Origin of the sequence: Candidatus Dormiibacter sp. (assembly GCF_050999135.1) — a bacterium.
GTDB lineage: Bacteria > Chloroflexota > Dormibacteria > Dormibacterales > Dormibacteraceae > Dormiibacter > Dormiibacter spiritus.
Genome location: NZ_JBPCPN010000041.1, coordinates 15,390 through 28,563, shown reverse-complemented (window position 1 = coordinate 28,563; position 13,174 = coordinate 15,390). Strand labels below are relative to the sequence as shown.

Genomic DNA, 13,174 nt, shown 5'->3' with positions numbered 1-13,174 from the left:
AGCGACACCACCAAGCCGTCATCGCGCTGGCGCGGCGACGCGTCGACGTGCTCTGGGCCATGCTCAGGGACCGGGAGCCTTTCCAGAAGCCGTACCTGCCCCTGGCCTCTTGACAAACGCATTAGGCTGCCACCTTGGCCTCGAAGTCGGCGCGGACCTGAGCCGGCGTGCGGTGCCCGTGCTTCTCGACCAGCCACTGACGGTTGTACTTCTCCTTGAACTCCAGCAGCGCCAGCCGCAACTCCTCGACGGTGGCGAAATAGCGGACCCAAAGCAGCTGCTCCTTGAGGCTCCTGATGAAGCGCTCCGAAACCCCGTTGCCTTCGGGCTCACGCACGAAGGCCGGACTCGATTCGATGCCCAGGAAGTCGAGCTCCTTCTGGTAATCGTCGCTGATGAACTGGCTCCCGTGGTCGTGGCGGAGCTTGAGGCCGACCGCTACCTTGGCGTCGTAGCCGCCGAAGACGGAGCGCACACCCTGCCGGATCGGCTCCAGCGCCTCGAAGCGGTTGCCTCGCCGGGTGGCGTGGATGCCCAGGCACTCGGCCGTGCAGTGTTCGACCGTGATGAAGACGCAGGCCTGCCCCTCGGCGGTCAGCGCACTGGTCTGGTCGGTGCCCCACATCTCGTCGGGCCGGTCGGTGGTGATCCTGCCTTCGTGGTCTTTGACCACGGCCAACTTGAACGAGCGCGAGGGCGAGAGCAGGTTGGCCTCCCGCATCAGCCGCAGCACCCGCCGCTTGCCGACCCGGATCCTCTTGGCGCGCAGCTGCGCCCAGACCTTGCGGTAGCCCTCACCCAACCAGGGCGAGGCCGCGATCGTCTCCCTGATCGCCGCTGTCAGCTCGGGATCATTGACCGCGGTCTTCGGTCCGCGCTTGCGGGCGGGGGGCGGCGACTCCGGGCGCCTCCTCACCGCGTAGACGCTGGAGCGCGGCCTCTGCCAGACCCGGCAGACCAGGGCCAGACCATAATGACGACCGGCGGAGGGCGAGACGGTCCGGCTCATGTCCTCGACCTCCGGGATGCCAAAGGGAGGTTCTGCTTCAGCCTCCTCTGCTCCTCGCGCAGGAGCTCGTTCTCCATCGTGACGTCGCCGATCTTGGCCTTCAGGCGCATCACCTCCTCGTCGCGCGCGTCTTCCTGCCTCATCTTCAGCGCAGACTGGCCGCCGGCGAGGAAATGGTCACGCCAGCCGGACACGGTGGCGGCCGTCACGCCCAGCTCCCGGGAGAGAGCGTCGATGTCCTCGCCCCGGAGCAGGCGGATGACGACTTGGGTCTTGCGGCGCGCCGAGTAGCGGCCGCGGTCAGGGTGCCCTGCTGAGACGTTTGTGGGATCCATGAACACCTCCTATCACGGGAGCCTATCTCCCAAATGGGTGTCCACGGAGACCGGGGGCCGGGGGACTCGTCGCTGCAGGTCCTAGTGCGGGCCGTTTCGCGCGAAAACTGCACGGCGGTGCGCTCCGGACCGGTTAGAGCCTGAAGGTCGCCGCCTGGAGCGACGGCGGACAGCTTTGCCTCAGGTACCCCCAGGGCGCGCGCGGCCTCTAGATGGTGGGCGATCTCGTAGCGCTGCCCGAAGGTGTAGGCGGTGGCTAAGATCACCAGCTCGCGGAGCTGGGGCTCGAGGCTAGAACCGCCGCGCACATATCTGGACATGCCCATGAAGGCTTCCAGGGCGGGGGGCTGGTTCGCGAGCAGACGGTACAGATTTGCGATTGGCCGGCCGAGTTTCGCGATCTCCTGGTAGGCCCGATCCGCTGCGGGCGATCGCCCGGAGAGAACGTAGGGTAGGCGCGCCACCTCGCTATCCGAGCCGGCGGGCACGAGCTTTGAACTGGGGTAAGGCTTCTTGGAGCAGATGCCCTGGCCGTTCGGGAGAGATCGATCTACCAAACGTGCCCGGTCCGCGAATTGGCGCCGACAGCCGCCCGCGACACGACGCCTCGGCCCATTCTGCGCCGCCTGGTGGTGGCGGTCTTCGTGGAGCGCTTCTGGCCGCCGCATGATCGGTCAGCAGAGACCCGTCTCCGTCCGTCTTGCCGCTTAGTGGCATGTCCTGTAATGCAGCAAACCCACCACTAAACCGCTGGATCCGTATTCAGCAAACCCAATCTAGCCTCGAAATCAAGAGCGCCTGCCTGCGGAGCTGGAGCTGTGGCTGGTGGCGAAGCGCGAGGGATCCGGGCCGGCGGTGCGTTCGGGGGAATGCCGCGCGCTCGGCCGCTCCGGCTCCGCTGAACCTCAGCACGTTCCTGCCGGTCGCGCAACGGCAAGATTGTCGGCATGGACATCCGCTCTCTCGCAGACCTCACCACGGCCGACGAGCGGTCGCAACGCTTCACTCCTCTGGGGTTCGCTCCAGGCAGTCGCATCCTCACACCGGAGGTGGCCGCGCAGCACATTCAGCGGACGGTCGCCACCGATCTGGCTCCAAGCGTGCCGGACACCGTTCGCAAGAGCCTCGACCGGGTTCGGTCGGTGCATGTCCACGGTCTATTCGACTACGAACTCTTCACCGCCGCCTCGGACCTGGCGCTTCTGTATCTGCAGCAGGCCTTTGCCGAACGATTCGTGGCGTATTACCAGCACACGATCCCACTCGTGGACGACAAGGGGTAGTGCGAAACCGCTGACTGCCCGCTCGTACGACGAGGTACATCGTGCCTTGATGGAGCGAGGAGGCAGTCATCAACGCCGTTTGTGGTTCGTGCAGTCGAAGCTGACTGCGGGAGAGCGGACACTCTTCAGAGGTAGCCTCGGCCACTTCTTCGCATGGGCGCGGATGGAGCACCTTCTCGACGGACAGCGCTCGCGGCTGTTCGACCGCATACTCCCGCGCCTGCGCAACCGCGCAGCCCATCCGACGGCATACACGCTCACCATGCCGACGGATTCGGCTTTGACAATTCGCGACATAGGCGAGGTGGTCAATCGCCTTTGGGGAGCAAGGACGGCAGGCGGCCGCATCTTCCCGAGTCCGATCCGAAGGGAGGCAATAGCCATCGGCTGGGACGCCGCTGGCACCTCAAAGATCCAACAGTCACTCGAGCAACTCCAGGCAGATGACAGTCGCCCCGACTGGACCTATGTGATCGTGCGTGCGGCTTCAAACGACGATCTTTGGGCCTACGACTCCGACTTCGATACCTGTCGTTTCCCCGTCGATCACCTGTGGGGACCTGGCGTTTATCGCGCGGCGGCGGAGTGGGCGACGAGCCACGGCGAGGACTCAGACGAGGTCGATCACCTAGATCGCTGGTTCGCGATCCGCGTCGAGTCGGGGCGGATTGATCCACCGCGCAATCCCGGACAATTCGTTGGCCTGCCGCCCTCAGAGCAGTCGGGCACGTGGTACCTCCTCCGGGCGGACTATCCCGTCGACGCATTCGGTCATGCACGTACCGCCGCCGCTACGGGCAGCGCACGCTGTTCTGGGCGAGTGCGATGAATGCTGGACCGATACGGCTGTAGTCGGCTCGTGGCAGGACGTGGTTGACGCATTGCACGCGACAATGGGAGCCATCCCTGCGCGCCCGCCTATGGGTGCGCGGGTCGAGGGCGGGTTCGACCGCTGGGACGTGCTCGCCGTCCAGTAAGGCCGGCGATATTGGATTGTCAAGGTGCTGCGACCAGGCATGTCCGCCCGGCAGAGGGCTCAGGCGTCGATCGCGTGCTCCCTTTGGAGCTCGGCGGCTCGGGTGTGCTGGCCCGTCTCCAGATAGGCGGCCGTCAATTTCCGGGCGAGGTCCTCGCGCTCGGGCTGCCGCTCGAGGGCACGCTCGAGAAGCGGGATCGCCCGCCTGGCGTCTTGGCGAGCCAGGTGGTTGGCGGCCAGGGCGCCCATGATGTCCACCCTCGCAGTCTCGGCTTCAACAGGAGCCGGCCGGTCGGTTCATGCCGGCCAGCGCTCCATCCGCCAGGCCATCCCCCAAAAGGCGAGCTCGTAGCGGCTGGAGGTCATGAAGGCCGCCTCCATGGCCTGCAGGGTGGCGGGCGGGGCGTTCGCACCCAGGCGGTCGACGAGTCCCCGGCACCAATCCGCCAGGGCGGCGAAGTCCGGGTCGGCGTAAGCGTCGACCCAGGCGGCCAGCCGGGTGTCGGCGGGCCGGGGACCCAGGGCCAGCTGGAGGCCGATCTCGGAAAAGCCCCACATACATGGCAGCAGGGCCGCGCACAGCTCGGCGAAGTCGCCGGTGGCCGCCGTCCGCACGAGAAAGTCGGTATAGGCCTGGGTTGTGGGCGCCATCGGCTCGCCCTCTAGCTCGGCTTCGGAGATGCCGAGCCCGGCGGCCAGCTCGCGGTGCAGCGACATCTCGGTCACCGCGGTCGCCCGCAGCAGCTCCGCGAACCTGGTCAGGGTCGGGAGGTCTGGCGAGCGGGCGGCGGCGAGCGCGAAGAGACGGCAGTACTCGACCAGGAAGCAGTAGTCCTGCCGGACCCAGTACTCGAAGCGCTCGCGGTCCAGGTTTCCCTGCCCCACGCCGCGGACGAAGGGATGGGCGTGCTGCGCCTTCCAGATCGGTTCGGCGGTCCTTCTCAGGCGGTCGCTGAAGTGCTCGCTCACCGGGCTCGAAAAGCCATGTCCCAGAACTCACGCTCCAGGCGGACGATCCGCAGCCAGGCCGCCTCCGCGGCCGGCCAGTCCGAGGTGTGTGCCTCCAGGCTGGCCACGTACCCGGCGAAGGCGGCCACCGTCCAGTGCTCCACGAACTCGCGGTACTCGGCCGCCCCCGGCGCCGCCCCTCGCCATGCCTCCAAATAGACGAGCTCGAGCGTCCACAGCGCAGTAAGGCCGACCTCGAAGGGCTCCCGGAGCAGCCGGTCCAGCTCCTCGCGGTAAGCCTCGGTCGTAGGGCGGCGCGGGGCGGCCAGAGCCAGCCCGCGCCGCGTGATGTGCTCCTCCAACCAGGTCAGCTCAGTCTCAAGCGCCACCAGGCCGCCGACCAGGATCGCCTGCACGCCACGCGGAGCCCCGCCGGGAGCTGGGCTTGGAAGACCAGCAGGTCGCCGACGAACAGGTAGTCCTGCTGGAGTCAGGCAGCGAACGCGCCGGCCGGAAGGCCGCCCCCCCGGACACCGTCGAGAAACGGGTGGCAGGTGGCGGCCCGCCATTCGCGGGCATGCTGCTCGAGAAGCTCGGAGGCGGCCACCGGACCATTGTGCCCGGCCGCTGGTTCAGCGATTGGCGACCAGAACCTCCAGCGAATCGACCAGCCGAGGCGCAGGGCCGGCTGAAGGGCCATGGCCGTTACTTTGGCATGTGCTACTAGCTGAGCGACTCGAGTGTGCCCTCTGCAGACTGGTGGCACCTCACGGTGACCTGCATAACCGGGTGAGGGGTTGCATGCCCAGTATGTCTGAGGATGCGTCCTACTACTGCAGTCACTACTGCAATGCCGCCACCAAACAATGGCATCAGGTGGCATTTTCGACTGCGTGCGCGCTCTGTTGTGTATTCAAATGGCACTGTGGAACACACCGTAAACGCTCGAGGGTCGAACTCGAAAACCGTTATAGGGGCAACCCTATCGTGGGTTCGAATCCCACCCTCTCCGCCCCACAACCCCGAGTGAAATCGAGCCTCCGCTCGCATCAGTCGAGCCCAAGCCGTCCCCGGCGCGGCCGTGACTACTGCAATTGGCCCGATTCGCCGTCTGGGCGGCGCAAAAAGATGGCGTCCATCGGTACCGCCGCTTCGCCGGGACAGCGCCACCCGCGAGTCGTCTCCAGGGTCAGGTAGATGCTGGAGTGAGCACGATTAGCCGGTCCTGTCCCCGAGATCCTGAGACACAAAGTGGCTAGTGAAGGCCAAGTTGGGAGCAGGTGGTCGTGCATCTCCCAGAACAGGTGCTGAACTCCGGCCGCCTCGGCGGGTGAGAGCGGCGCGCCAAGCGCTCGGATGCTGGCTGACAAGCGGGAAGTGCCGGAAGACGAACAGGATGCGATCTCCGAATCGCGACAGCATCTCCCTGACGCTGGGCTGCGCCTGGGCACAGAAGGGGCACTGGTAGTCGCCGTACTCGACCAGCTTCACGGCGGCACCCAGCGGCCCAAGGTGATGGTCGACGTCGTCGACAAGGCTTTGCGAGACCCAAAGACCGGTCATCGAGGCCGACGTCGGCTGCTGGCAGATCATCGGCCTGGAGTGGAGTCTGTTGGCCCATCGTTGCTTGGGTTACGGGTGAGAAGGTGCGGGGGGAGCCCCATCGAGCTCGAAGACGACCTCGTCGATGTAGCACCAGTACCAATCCTCACCTGGCTCGTACGACCGGATGATCGGATGAGCCACGGTGCCGAAGTGGGCCGTGGCGTGGCGCCCGGGCGAGTTGTCGCAGCAACCGACATGACCGCATTCCTGGCAGACGCGCAGGTGGGCCCAGTTGTGCGGGCCGGCGGCCAGACAGTCCTCGCAGCCTGGAGATGAGGGGGTCACGTCCGCGATCAAGTCGAGATGTGTGCACGTGGTCATCGATCCCTTCTCACTAGTTGGATGGTTGGCATCGCTTAACCCTCGGCATTTTTCGGTTTACCCGTTGGATACACGATCCATCCGGTCCGAGGCGTCCTGGCACCGGCTGGCGGCCCGGCCGGATGCTGATGTTGTGCACCGGTGCCGGTCCACAGAGGGTCCCGGCCACCCGATAGTGCTTGCCCTCAACGCCGGGCGCGAGCCCAAGCAGATCCGGCGTCTGCTGAACCTCGCACCGATCGATGCGCCGGCGCGCCAGGCTGCCGAGGACCTCGCGCGGCTCGCCCTGGAGGACGGAATCGGGACATTCATCGTCATGGGAGACGTCAGCAGCCGCTGTAGCAACCCCGGGCGGGACATGGCACGCATTCCCGCCGTTCCGGACGCCAAGTGATCCGCGTCCTCATCTCGCCGAGCCCCGCTGCACGGACGTCGAACGTGCGCTTGGCTGCTTGGAAGCCGCGAGGTCCTGCGCTCGAAGATCGGCTTTCCGTTGACCCAGCAGCGTGCGAAGCAGCAGCTGGGTCGCTTGGGGTAGGTCGCCACGCAGGCGGTAATAGATCCAGATCCCCCGCTTGGTCGACTCGACCAAGCCAGCGACCTTCAGTTTGGCCATGTGGTGCGAGACTGTAGGTTGGCTGAGATCAAGGGAGGCGGTGAAGTCGCAGATGCAGATCGGTTCCTGAGCCCGCCACAGTGCGGCGATCATGCTCAGGCGGGTGGGTTCTCCGAGCACCTTCAGGATCTCAGCCGTCTCCTGGGCCCACGCCTCGTCGATTCCGGCCAACGGTTGGCAGCAGGCCCGCCGCGGTTGCCGAACCGGCAGCTCTCGCACCTTCACGGAATGAGCTTACCAGTACTCATTGACAGCCATCGATGCGTTGTGCTAGTATTGCTCCATCGACAACCATCGATTAGTCGGGAGAAATCCGATGAGCAAGATCCGAGAAGCTGTGCGTGATCGCTACGCGACCAAGGCGAAGTCGTTCAGCGCCGATCAGAGCTGCTGCGGCAGCGATTGCTGCGCTCCGGCCGCCGCCGAGGAGGCGATCAGCTGCGGCCAGCACTACGAATCCAGCGAGCTGAGCCAGGCCGGGCTCGACAGCTCGATCAGCCTGGGCTGCGGCAACCCACTGCTCCTGGCCGAGCTGCACCCTGGCGAATCGGTGCTCGACCTCGGCAGTGGCGGAGGGCTCGACGTACTGCTCTCAGCCCGTCGGGTGGCGCCGGACGGTCATGCCTACGGTGTCGACATGACCGACGAGATGCTTGAGGTCGCCAACGCCAATAAAGCCAGGGCGGCCATCCCAAACGCGACCTTTCTCAAGGGCACCATCGAGCAGGTGCCGCTGCCGAATGGCGCTGTCGACGTGGTGATCTCCAACTGTGTGATCAATCTGGCCGAGGACAAGGGAACCGTAATCCGCGAGGCCTTCCGGGTACTGAAGCCTGGCGGTCGCCTAGCCATCTCCGACATAGTGGCGCTCAAGGAGTTGCCGCCGGGTGTCAAGCAGGCGGTCGACGCTTGGGCCGGCTGCATCTCCGGCACCATCCCGGTCGATGCCTACCGCGGGCTTCTGGTCGACGCTGGATTCGAAGGCGTTGAGATCCAGATCACGCAGCGGCACGATGTCGAGGGGATCACAGGCGCTATCGCGAGTGCGGCGATCAGAGGCAGCAAACCGCTGGTTACCTGACCTTGAACGGAAGGTCCGGCTGCCCTGTCAGCTGGGCTGCGGCGCCTCCACCAACTGCGTCACGAGTTCGCTGACTCGGCGATCGATCTGGTCTCGAATTCGGCGGACTTCCGGCAGAGTCTTGCCGGCCGGGTCCTCGAGGTCCCACTCTTCGTAGCGCTTGCCCGGGTAGATCGGGCAGGCATCACCACAGCCCATCGTGATGACCACGTCCGCGGTTGTCACGAATTCGTCAGTGAGCGGCTTGGGAAACTCCTGAGAAAGGTCTATGCCGACCTCCCTCATCGCCTCGACCGCCGCTGGGTTGATCTCGTTGGCCGGTGTGCTCCCGGCCGAACGAACATGGACCCGTCCCTGCGCATGGTGGTCGAGTAAGCCGGCGGCCATCTGGCTGCGACCGGCGTTGTGGACGCAAACGAAAAGGACCTCTGGGACTTCCTTCGTCATCTCACCGCTGGACTGACCGGATCCAAGACCTCACTCACCGGAACATCGTCCTTTGCCAAACATATAGATGGCCATCAATTTCCATACTGACAGACTGCATCTGAAGACGACTGACGCAACGAGATCCAGCACCATGGAGACATGCCTAGGCGCGCGCTGGTCAAGGAGCTGGACGACCTGTCGGCGCCCCTGCGGGCTGACGTTCGACGGCTCAGCACGACGCTGGGAGAGCTGATCGTGGAGTCGGACGGTGCAGGCTTGCTCGAGGCTGTCGAGGGTCTACGCAAGGCCGCCATCGACCTGCGACAGAGCCGCGGATCGGCCGCCGAGGAAGGACTGAAGCGGCTGATCGAGCTGGTGGGCAGCTTCGATCTGGACCGGGCCGAATCAGTGGCGCGTGCTTTCACCGTCTACTTCCAGCTGGCGAACTTGGCCGAAGAGCGCCATCGAGTTAGGATCCTGCGCCAGCGGGCTGGATCCGGCGCCGAGGTACCCGAGTCCCTGGCCGCAACAGTGAGCCAGCTGCGCAAAGACGTGGGCGACGCCGCTCTCGGTACGTTGCTGGCTCAGCTCGAGATCCGGCTGGTCCTCACCGCCCACCCGACGGAAGCGCGGCGGCGCGCGGTCGTCGACGCTCTCGGGCGGATCGCGGAGGTCATGGATCTGTTCGATCAGCGACTCTCCGCCTCCCAAGTGGCCGAGGCCGAGCGCCGGCTGCGCGAGCAGCTCAGCATCCTCTGGCGGACAGCGCAGCTGCGCCGCCAGCGGCCGACGCCGCTGGATGAAGCCAGGAGCGTTCTCTCCATTTTCGACGACTCGCTCTTCCCGCTGGTCCCCCTGCTCTATCGCGAACTGGAGCAAGCGTTGGAGCAGAACCAGGCGAGCTCAGCCAGACGCGTCGACGCCGCGCCTGTACGCCCCTTTTTGCACTGGGGGAGCTGGGTCGGGGGCGACCGGGATGGCAATCCTCACGTCGATCATGCGGTGACCGAGGCCGCGCTCGAGGTCCAGGCCAACCGGGTCCTGCTCAGGCTAGAAAGCGAAGCACGCCGGGTAGCGAGCTGCCTGACGCTCTCGGAGCAGTCGACGCCACCCTCGGAGGAGCTCCGCGGCTGGCTGCATCGGACCCAGGCGGCGGTCGACACCGCCGGCAGTGCTCGGGCGGCCCACTCGTCGGGAGAGCCTCACGGCAACGCTCTCCGGCTCTGCGCCGAGCGGCTGCTGGCGACCCGCCTCGACCGCTCGGGCGGCTACAACTCTGCGGCCGAGTTCCCGGCCGATTTGCGCGCCATCCAGCGATCACTGGTAGCCGCCGGCGCTGACCGCGTCGCCGCCGGCGACCTGCAGAACCTCGTCTGGCAAGCCGAGACCTTCGGCTTCCATTTGGCGTCCCTCGAAGTCCGTCAGCACGCTTCGGTCCACCGTGAGGCAATCGCCGACCTGCTGCCCGGGGCTGAGGACGACGCCGCAGCGCTGGACGCGGTCGCGGACGGTGGTCGCCCTTTGGCTGGCAAGCCGCATTCAGACGCTGCTCGAGAAGCTTTGGCGACCTTCCAGGTCATGGCTCGCCTGCAGGCCCGTTACGGAGTGGACGCCTGCCTGCGCTATGTGGTGAGTTTCACACGCTCGCCGGCTGATGTCGTCGCGGTGGCGGCGCTCGCGCGCATCGCAGTGCCGGCGGGCAGCCTCGCGCTCGAAGTCGTTCCGCTCTTCGAGTCACGGGCCGACCTGGAAGCGGCACCTCAAGTCCTGGACCGCCTTTTGAAACTGCCCGGCTGGCGGCGATCGCTCGAGCAGCGGGGGCATCGACTGGAGGTCATGCTGGGCTACTCCGACGCCACCAAGGACGCCGGTTTCCTGGCGGCCAACCTTGCGCTCTATCGCGCCCAGTCGGCGCTGGTCGCCTGGGGCCGCCGAAATCGCATCCAGCTCACCCTCTTCCACGGCCGCGGCGGCGCCGTCGGCCGCGGGGGCGGCCCGGCGGGGAGGGCCATCAGGAGCCAGGCTCCGGGGTCGCTGCAGGGCCGCTTCAAGGTGACTGAGCAGGGTGAGGTGATCTTCGCGCGCTATGGCAACCGGGCAATTGCGCTGCGCCACTTGGAGCAGGTCAGCAGCGCCGTCCTGACGGCGTCCACAGCAAGTCACCAGGAAGCGCTGGCGGCTGCCGACAAGCGCTTCTTCGACGCTGCCGAGCTGATGGCCAGGACCTCGGAAGGTGTCTACCGAAAGCTTGTCGAAGCGCCCGGCTTTGCGGACTTCTTTGCCCGAGTCACGCCGCTGGACGAGATCGGCCAGCTCGCAATCGGTTCCCGGCCGGCTCGCCGCGCCGGGGTGCAGGTTCGTGAGCTCGAGCAGCTCAGGGCGATTCCCTGGGTTTTCGCCTGGACCCAGAACCGCTGCAACCTGCCGGGTTGGTACGGAATGGGCAGCGGCCTGCAGGCGATCGTCGAGGCCAGGGGTCTCCGCTACCTGCGCCGAATGGTGGCGGAGTGGCCGTTTCTGGGTTCGGTCATCGACAACGCTGAGATGAGCCTCGCCAAGGCTGACCCGATGATCGCCGGACTCTACCTGGCACGGGGCGGCCGGCCGGAGCTGGTGGATGCCATCCGAGAGGAGTACAGGCTGACCCGACGTCTCGTGCTGGCTGTCACCCGCAGCAATCGGCTTCTGGCTCGGCATCCGATCCTGCAGCTCGCCGTCGACCTGCGAAACCCTTATGTGGATGCGCTCTCATTCCTGCAGCTGCGCTTCCTGCGCGAGCTGCAAGAGGCGGACGGCGCGCGGAGCGCACAGCTTTCGGCGTTGGTGCGCCTCACTGTCAGCGGTGTGGCCGCCGGCTTGCAGAACACGGGGTGACTGGAAGCTCGGCAGACGGCGATCTGGGTTAGGGTTGACCGAGTGCGCGGCTGACCACGGTTTGCGCCTCGGCGATGATTTCGTTCAGGTGCTCCTCACCCCGAAAGCTCTCGGCATAGATCTTGTAAATCGACTCGGTCCCGGAGGGCCGGGCGGCAAACCAGCCGTTCTCAGTCACCACCTTGAGGCCACCGATGGGCGCGTCGTTGCCGGGAGCTCGCGTCAGGACCTGCAGCACAGGTTCACCGGCCAGCTCCCGAGCCGGCACCTGGTCCGGCGAGAGCCTTTTGAGCGCGTCCCTCTGCTCGGCGCTAGCTGGCGCATCGAGGCGCCGGTAGACCGGCGCGCCGAAGCGTTGGGTCAGTCCGCTGTAGCTCATACCGGGGTCGGAGCGCTGGCGTGCAGTCATCTCGGCTGCCAAAAGCGCGAGCAGGATCCCGTCCTTGTCGGTGGACCACGCGCGGCCGCGAAGATCCAGGAAGGAGGCGCCGGCGCTCTCCTCGCCACCGAAGCCAAGGCTGCCTTGGAGCAGGCCCTGGACGAACCATTTGAAACCGACAGGGACCTCGATCAGGTCGCGCCCCAGGCCTTTGGCGACCCTGTCGATCATGCCGCTGGAGACCAGCGTCTTGCCGACCGCAGCGGAGCGCGGCCAGCCGCTCCGATTCCGAAAGAGGTAGTCGATCGCAGCCGACAGATAGTGGTTGGGATTGAGTAGGCCGGCGGAGTTCGTGACGACTCCGTGCCGGTCGGCGTCGGGGTCATTGGCAAAGGCGACATCGAACCGGTCCTTGAGGCCGACTAGGCCGCCCATGGCGTCGGGTGAGGAGCAGTCCATGCGGATCCTCCCGTCGTGGTCGAGGGTCATGAAGCTGAAGGTGGGATCCAGCCGGCCGTTGACGATCTCGAGGTTCAGCCCGAATCGCTGCTGGATCGCCCGCCAGTAGGGAAGGCTTGCGCCTCCCAGGGGATCGACGCCCAGTCTCAGATCCGCCCGCCGGATGGCGTCCATGTCCAGGGCCAGGGGGAGATCGTCTACGTAGTCGCTCACGAAGTCGAACCGCTGGACGAAGCTGGAGGCGAGAGCCCGCTCCAGCGGCACGCGCTCTATCCGCTCGCTAGCCTTGAGCAGCCGGTTGGCCTCGGCCTCGATCCAGCCTGTCGCCTCCGTGTCGGCGGGGCCGCCATTAGGTGGGTTGTACTTGAGACCACCGTCCTCGGGTGGGTTGTGGGAAGGGGTGATGACTATTCCGTCCGCCGCAGCCGCGCCGTTGGCGTTGTGCTTCAGGATGGCGTGCGAAACTGCCGGCGTGGGGGTTGGGCCATCTTGGGCGTCGATCAGCACCGACACCTCGTTGGCCACCAGCACCTCGATCACCGTGCGCTGGGCGGGCTCCGACAGCGCGTGGGTGTCGCGGCCCAAAAAGAGCTGACCGCGGATCCCCTGAACCCGCCGGTGCCGGCAGATCGCCTCGCTGATGGCAACGACGTGCGCTTCGTTGAAGCTGCCGGTCTGAGCGCTGCCCCGGTGTCCGGAGGTGCCGAAGCTGACGCGCTGCTGCGGATCGGCTGCATCGGGCCGACGCTCGTAGTAAGCGTCGATCAGACGGTCGACTGCGATCAGATCCTGCGGGAGCGTTCCTTGGCCAGCCCTCGGGTGGCGGCTCAATCCTTCCTCTGCGCTTGCCGGTTCAGAG

Annotated in this window: 14 protein-coding genes and 2 pseudogenes; 6 read left to right on the top strand and 10 right to left on the bottom strand. The window is 66.3% G+C overall.

Annotation, left to right across the window (positions count from 1 at the left end; genetic code table 11):
* Positions 1-121: 121 nt before the first annotated feature.
* Positions 122-1,305, bottom strand: a pseudogene (locus ACR2MZ_RS10870) (IS3 family transposase); the annotation flags it as partial.
* Positions 1,215-2,012, bottom strand: a complete 798-nt coding sequence (locus ACR2MZ_RS10865; protein WP_434005058.1) for a carboxymuconolactone decarboxylase family protein — start codon at positions 2,010-2,012, stop codon at positions 1,215-1,217. The pseudogene ACR2MZ_RS10870 and the gene ACR2MZ_RS10865, both read right to left, overlap by 91 nt.
* A gap of 279 nt (positions 2,013-2,291) precedes the next feature.
* Here ACR2MZ_RS10865 and ACR2MZ_RS10860 point away from each other — a divergent pair, with 279 nt between their 5' ends.
* Both ACR2MZ_RS10860 and ACR2MZ_RS10855 read left to right on the top strand, forming a co-directional pair.
* Positions 2,292-2,627, top strand: coding sequence for a hypothetical protein (locus ACR2MZ_RS10860; RefSeq protein ID WP_434005057.1), 336 nt, complete (start codon positions 2,292-2,294; stop codon positions 2,625-2,627).
* Positions 2,628-2,715: 88 nt separating this feature from the next.
* Positions 2,716-3,456 (top strand): hypothetical protein, encoded by a 741-nt coding sequence (locus ACR2MZ_RS10855; RefSeq protein WP_434005056.1) that lies wholly within the window; start codon positions 2,716-2,718, stop codon positions 3,454-3,456.
* 207 nt (positions 3,457-3,663) lie between these two features.
* On the opposite strand, the pseudogene ACR2MZ_RS10850 reads toward ACR2MZ_RS10855, so the two are convergent.
* From ACR2MZ_RS10850 to ACR2MZ_RS10840, 3 genes and pseudogenes are all read right to left on the bottom strand, one after another.
* Positions 3,664-3,867, bottom strand: a pseudogene (locus ACR2MZ_RS10850) (tetratricopeptide repeat protein); the annotation flags it as partial.
* A gap of 33 nt (positions 3,868-3,900) precedes the next feature.
* Entirely contained in the window at positions 3,901-4,572 is a 672-nt protein-coding gene (gene tenA, locus ACR2MZ_RS10845; RefSeq protein ID WP_434005055.1) for a thiaminase II, read from the bottom strand.
* Complete coding sequence (locus tag ACR2MZ_RS10840) at positions 4,569-4,967, bottom strand: hypothetical protein (protein WP_434005054.1); 399 nt, start codon at positions 4,965-4,967, stop codon at positions 4,569-4,571. The genes tenA and ACR2MZ_RS10840 overlap by 4 nt, the downstream gene beginning before the upstream one ends.
* A 29-nt stretch (positions 4,968-4,996) precedes the next feature.
* On the opposite strand from ACR2MZ_RS10840, the gene ACR2MZ_RS10835 reads away from it, so the two are divergent.
* Entirely contained in the window at positions 4,997-5,278 is a 282-nt protein-coding gene (locus ACR2MZ_RS10835; RefSeq protein WP_434005053.1) for a hypothetical protein, read from the top strand.
* Between the two features lie 488 nt (positions 5,279-5,766).
* Here the strand turns inward: ACR2MZ_RS10835 and ACR2MZ_RS10830 are convergent, their stop codons facing one another.
* Together ACR2MZ_RS10830 and ACR2MZ_RS10825 are read right to left on the bottom strand one after the other, a co-directional pair.
* On the bottom strand, positions 5,767-6,144 hold the full coding sequence (locus tag ACR2MZ_RS10830) for a DsbA family protein (protein WP_434005052.1): 378 nt from the start codon (positions 6,142-6,144) through the stop codon (positions 5,767-5,769).
* A gap of 39 nt (positions 6,145-6,183) precedes the next feature.
* Positions 6,184-6,477: a UBP-type zinc finger domain-containing protein gene (locus ACR2MZ_RS10825; protein WP_434005051.1), complete on the bottom strand. Its 294-nt coding sequence runs from the start codon at positions 6,475-6,477 to the stop codon at positions 6,184-6,186.
* Between the two features lie 64 nt (positions 6,478-6,541).
* Here ACR2MZ_RS10825 and ACR2MZ_RS10820 point away from each other — a divergent pair, with 64 nt between their 5' ends.
* Positions 6,542-6,871, top strand: a complete 330-nt coding sequence (locus tag ACR2MZ_RS10820; RefSeq protein WP_434005050.1) for a hypothetical protein — start codon at positions 6,542-6,544, stop codon at positions 6,869-6,871.
* A gap of 9 nt (positions 6,872-6,880) precedes the next feature.
* Here the strand turns inward: ACR2MZ_RS10820 and ACR2MZ_RS10815 are convergent, their stop codons facing one another.
* Complete coding sequence (locus tag ACR2MZ_RS10815) at positions 6,881-7,318, bottom strand: ArsR/SmtB family transcription factor (protein WP_434005049.1); 438 nt, start codon at positions 7,316-7,318, stop codon at positions 6,881-6,883.
* Positions 7,319-7,409: 91 nt separating this feature from the next.
* Here ACR2MZ_RS10815 and arsM point away from each other — a divergent pair, with 91 nt between their 5' ends.
* Positions 7,410-8,174 carry an arsenite methyltransferase gene (gene arsM / locus ACR2MZ_RS10810; protein ID WP_434005048.1) on the top strand — a complete coding sequence of 255 codons (765 nt, stop codon included), beginning with the start codon at positions 7,410-7,412 and terminating at the stop codon, positions 8,172-8,174.
* 27 nt (positions 8,175-8,201) lie between these two features.
* Here the strand turns inward: arsM and ACR2MZ_RS10805 are convergent, their stop codons facing one another.
* On the bottom strand, positions 8,202-8,621 hold the full coding sequence (locus ACR2MZ_RS10805) for an arsenate reductase ArsC (protein WP_434005047.1): 420 nt from the start codon (positions 8,619-8,621) through the stop codon (positions 8,202-8,204).
* 141 nt (positions 8,622-8,762) lie between these two features.
* Here ACR2MZ_RS10805 and ACR2MZ_RS10800 point away from each other — a divergent pair, with 141 nt between their 5' ends.
* The gene (locus ACR2MZ_RS10800; protein ID WP_434005046.1) at positions 8,763-11,477 is read left to right on the top strand and encodes a phosphoenolpyruvate carboxylase; all 2,715 of its coding nucleotides are present in this window, start codon (positions 8,763-8,765) and stop codon (positions 11,475-11,477) included.
* A 28-nt stretch (positions 11,478-11,505) separates the two neighbouring features.
* On the opposite strand, the gene pgm is transcribed toward ACR2MZ_RS10800, so the two are convergent.
* On the bottom strand, positions 11,506-13,146 hold the full coding sequence (gene pgm, locus ACR2MZ_RS10795) for a phosphoglucomutase (alpha-D-glucose-1,6-bisphosphate-dependent) (RefSeq protein WP_434005045.1): 1,641 nt from the start codon (positions 13,144-13,146) through the stop codon (positions 11,506-11,508).
* Between the last annotated feature and the right edge of the window lie 28 nt (positions 13,147-13,174).

What these genes read in the sequence shown, in the direction of transcription:
- ACR2MZ_RS10825 (WP_434005051.1), bottom strand. Translation starts at nt 6,477, where the DNA reads ATGACCACGTGCACACATCTCGACTTGATCGCGGACGTGACCCCCTCA.
- ACR2MZ_RS10800 (WP_434005046.1), top strand. Translation starts at nt 8,763, where the DNA reads ATGCCTAGGCGCGCGCTGGTCAAGGAGCTGGACGACCTGTCGGCGCCC.
- ACR2MZ_RS10805 (WP_434005047.1), bottom strand. Translation starts at nt 8,621, where the DNA reads ATGACGAAGGAAGTCCCAGAGGTCCTTTTCGTTTGCGTCCACAACGCC.
- ACR2MZ_RS10830 (WP_434005052.1), bottom strand. Translation starts at nt 6,144, where the DNA reads ATGATCTGCCAGCAGCCGACGTCGGCCTCGATGACCGGTCTTTGGGTC.
- ACR2MZ_RS10865 (WP_434005058.1), bottom strand. Translation starts at nt 2,012, where the DNA reads ATGCGGCGGCCAGAAGCGCTCCACGAAGACCGCCACCACCAGGCGGCG.
- ACR2MZ_RS10860 (WP_434005057.1), top strand. Translation starts at nt 2,292, where the DNA reads ATGGACATCCGCTCTCTCGCAGACCTCACCACGGCCGACGAGCGGTCG.
- arsM (WP_434005048.1), top strand. Translation starts at nt 7,410, where the DNA reads ATGAGCAAGATCCGAGAAGCTGTGCGTGATCGCTACGCGACCAAGGCG.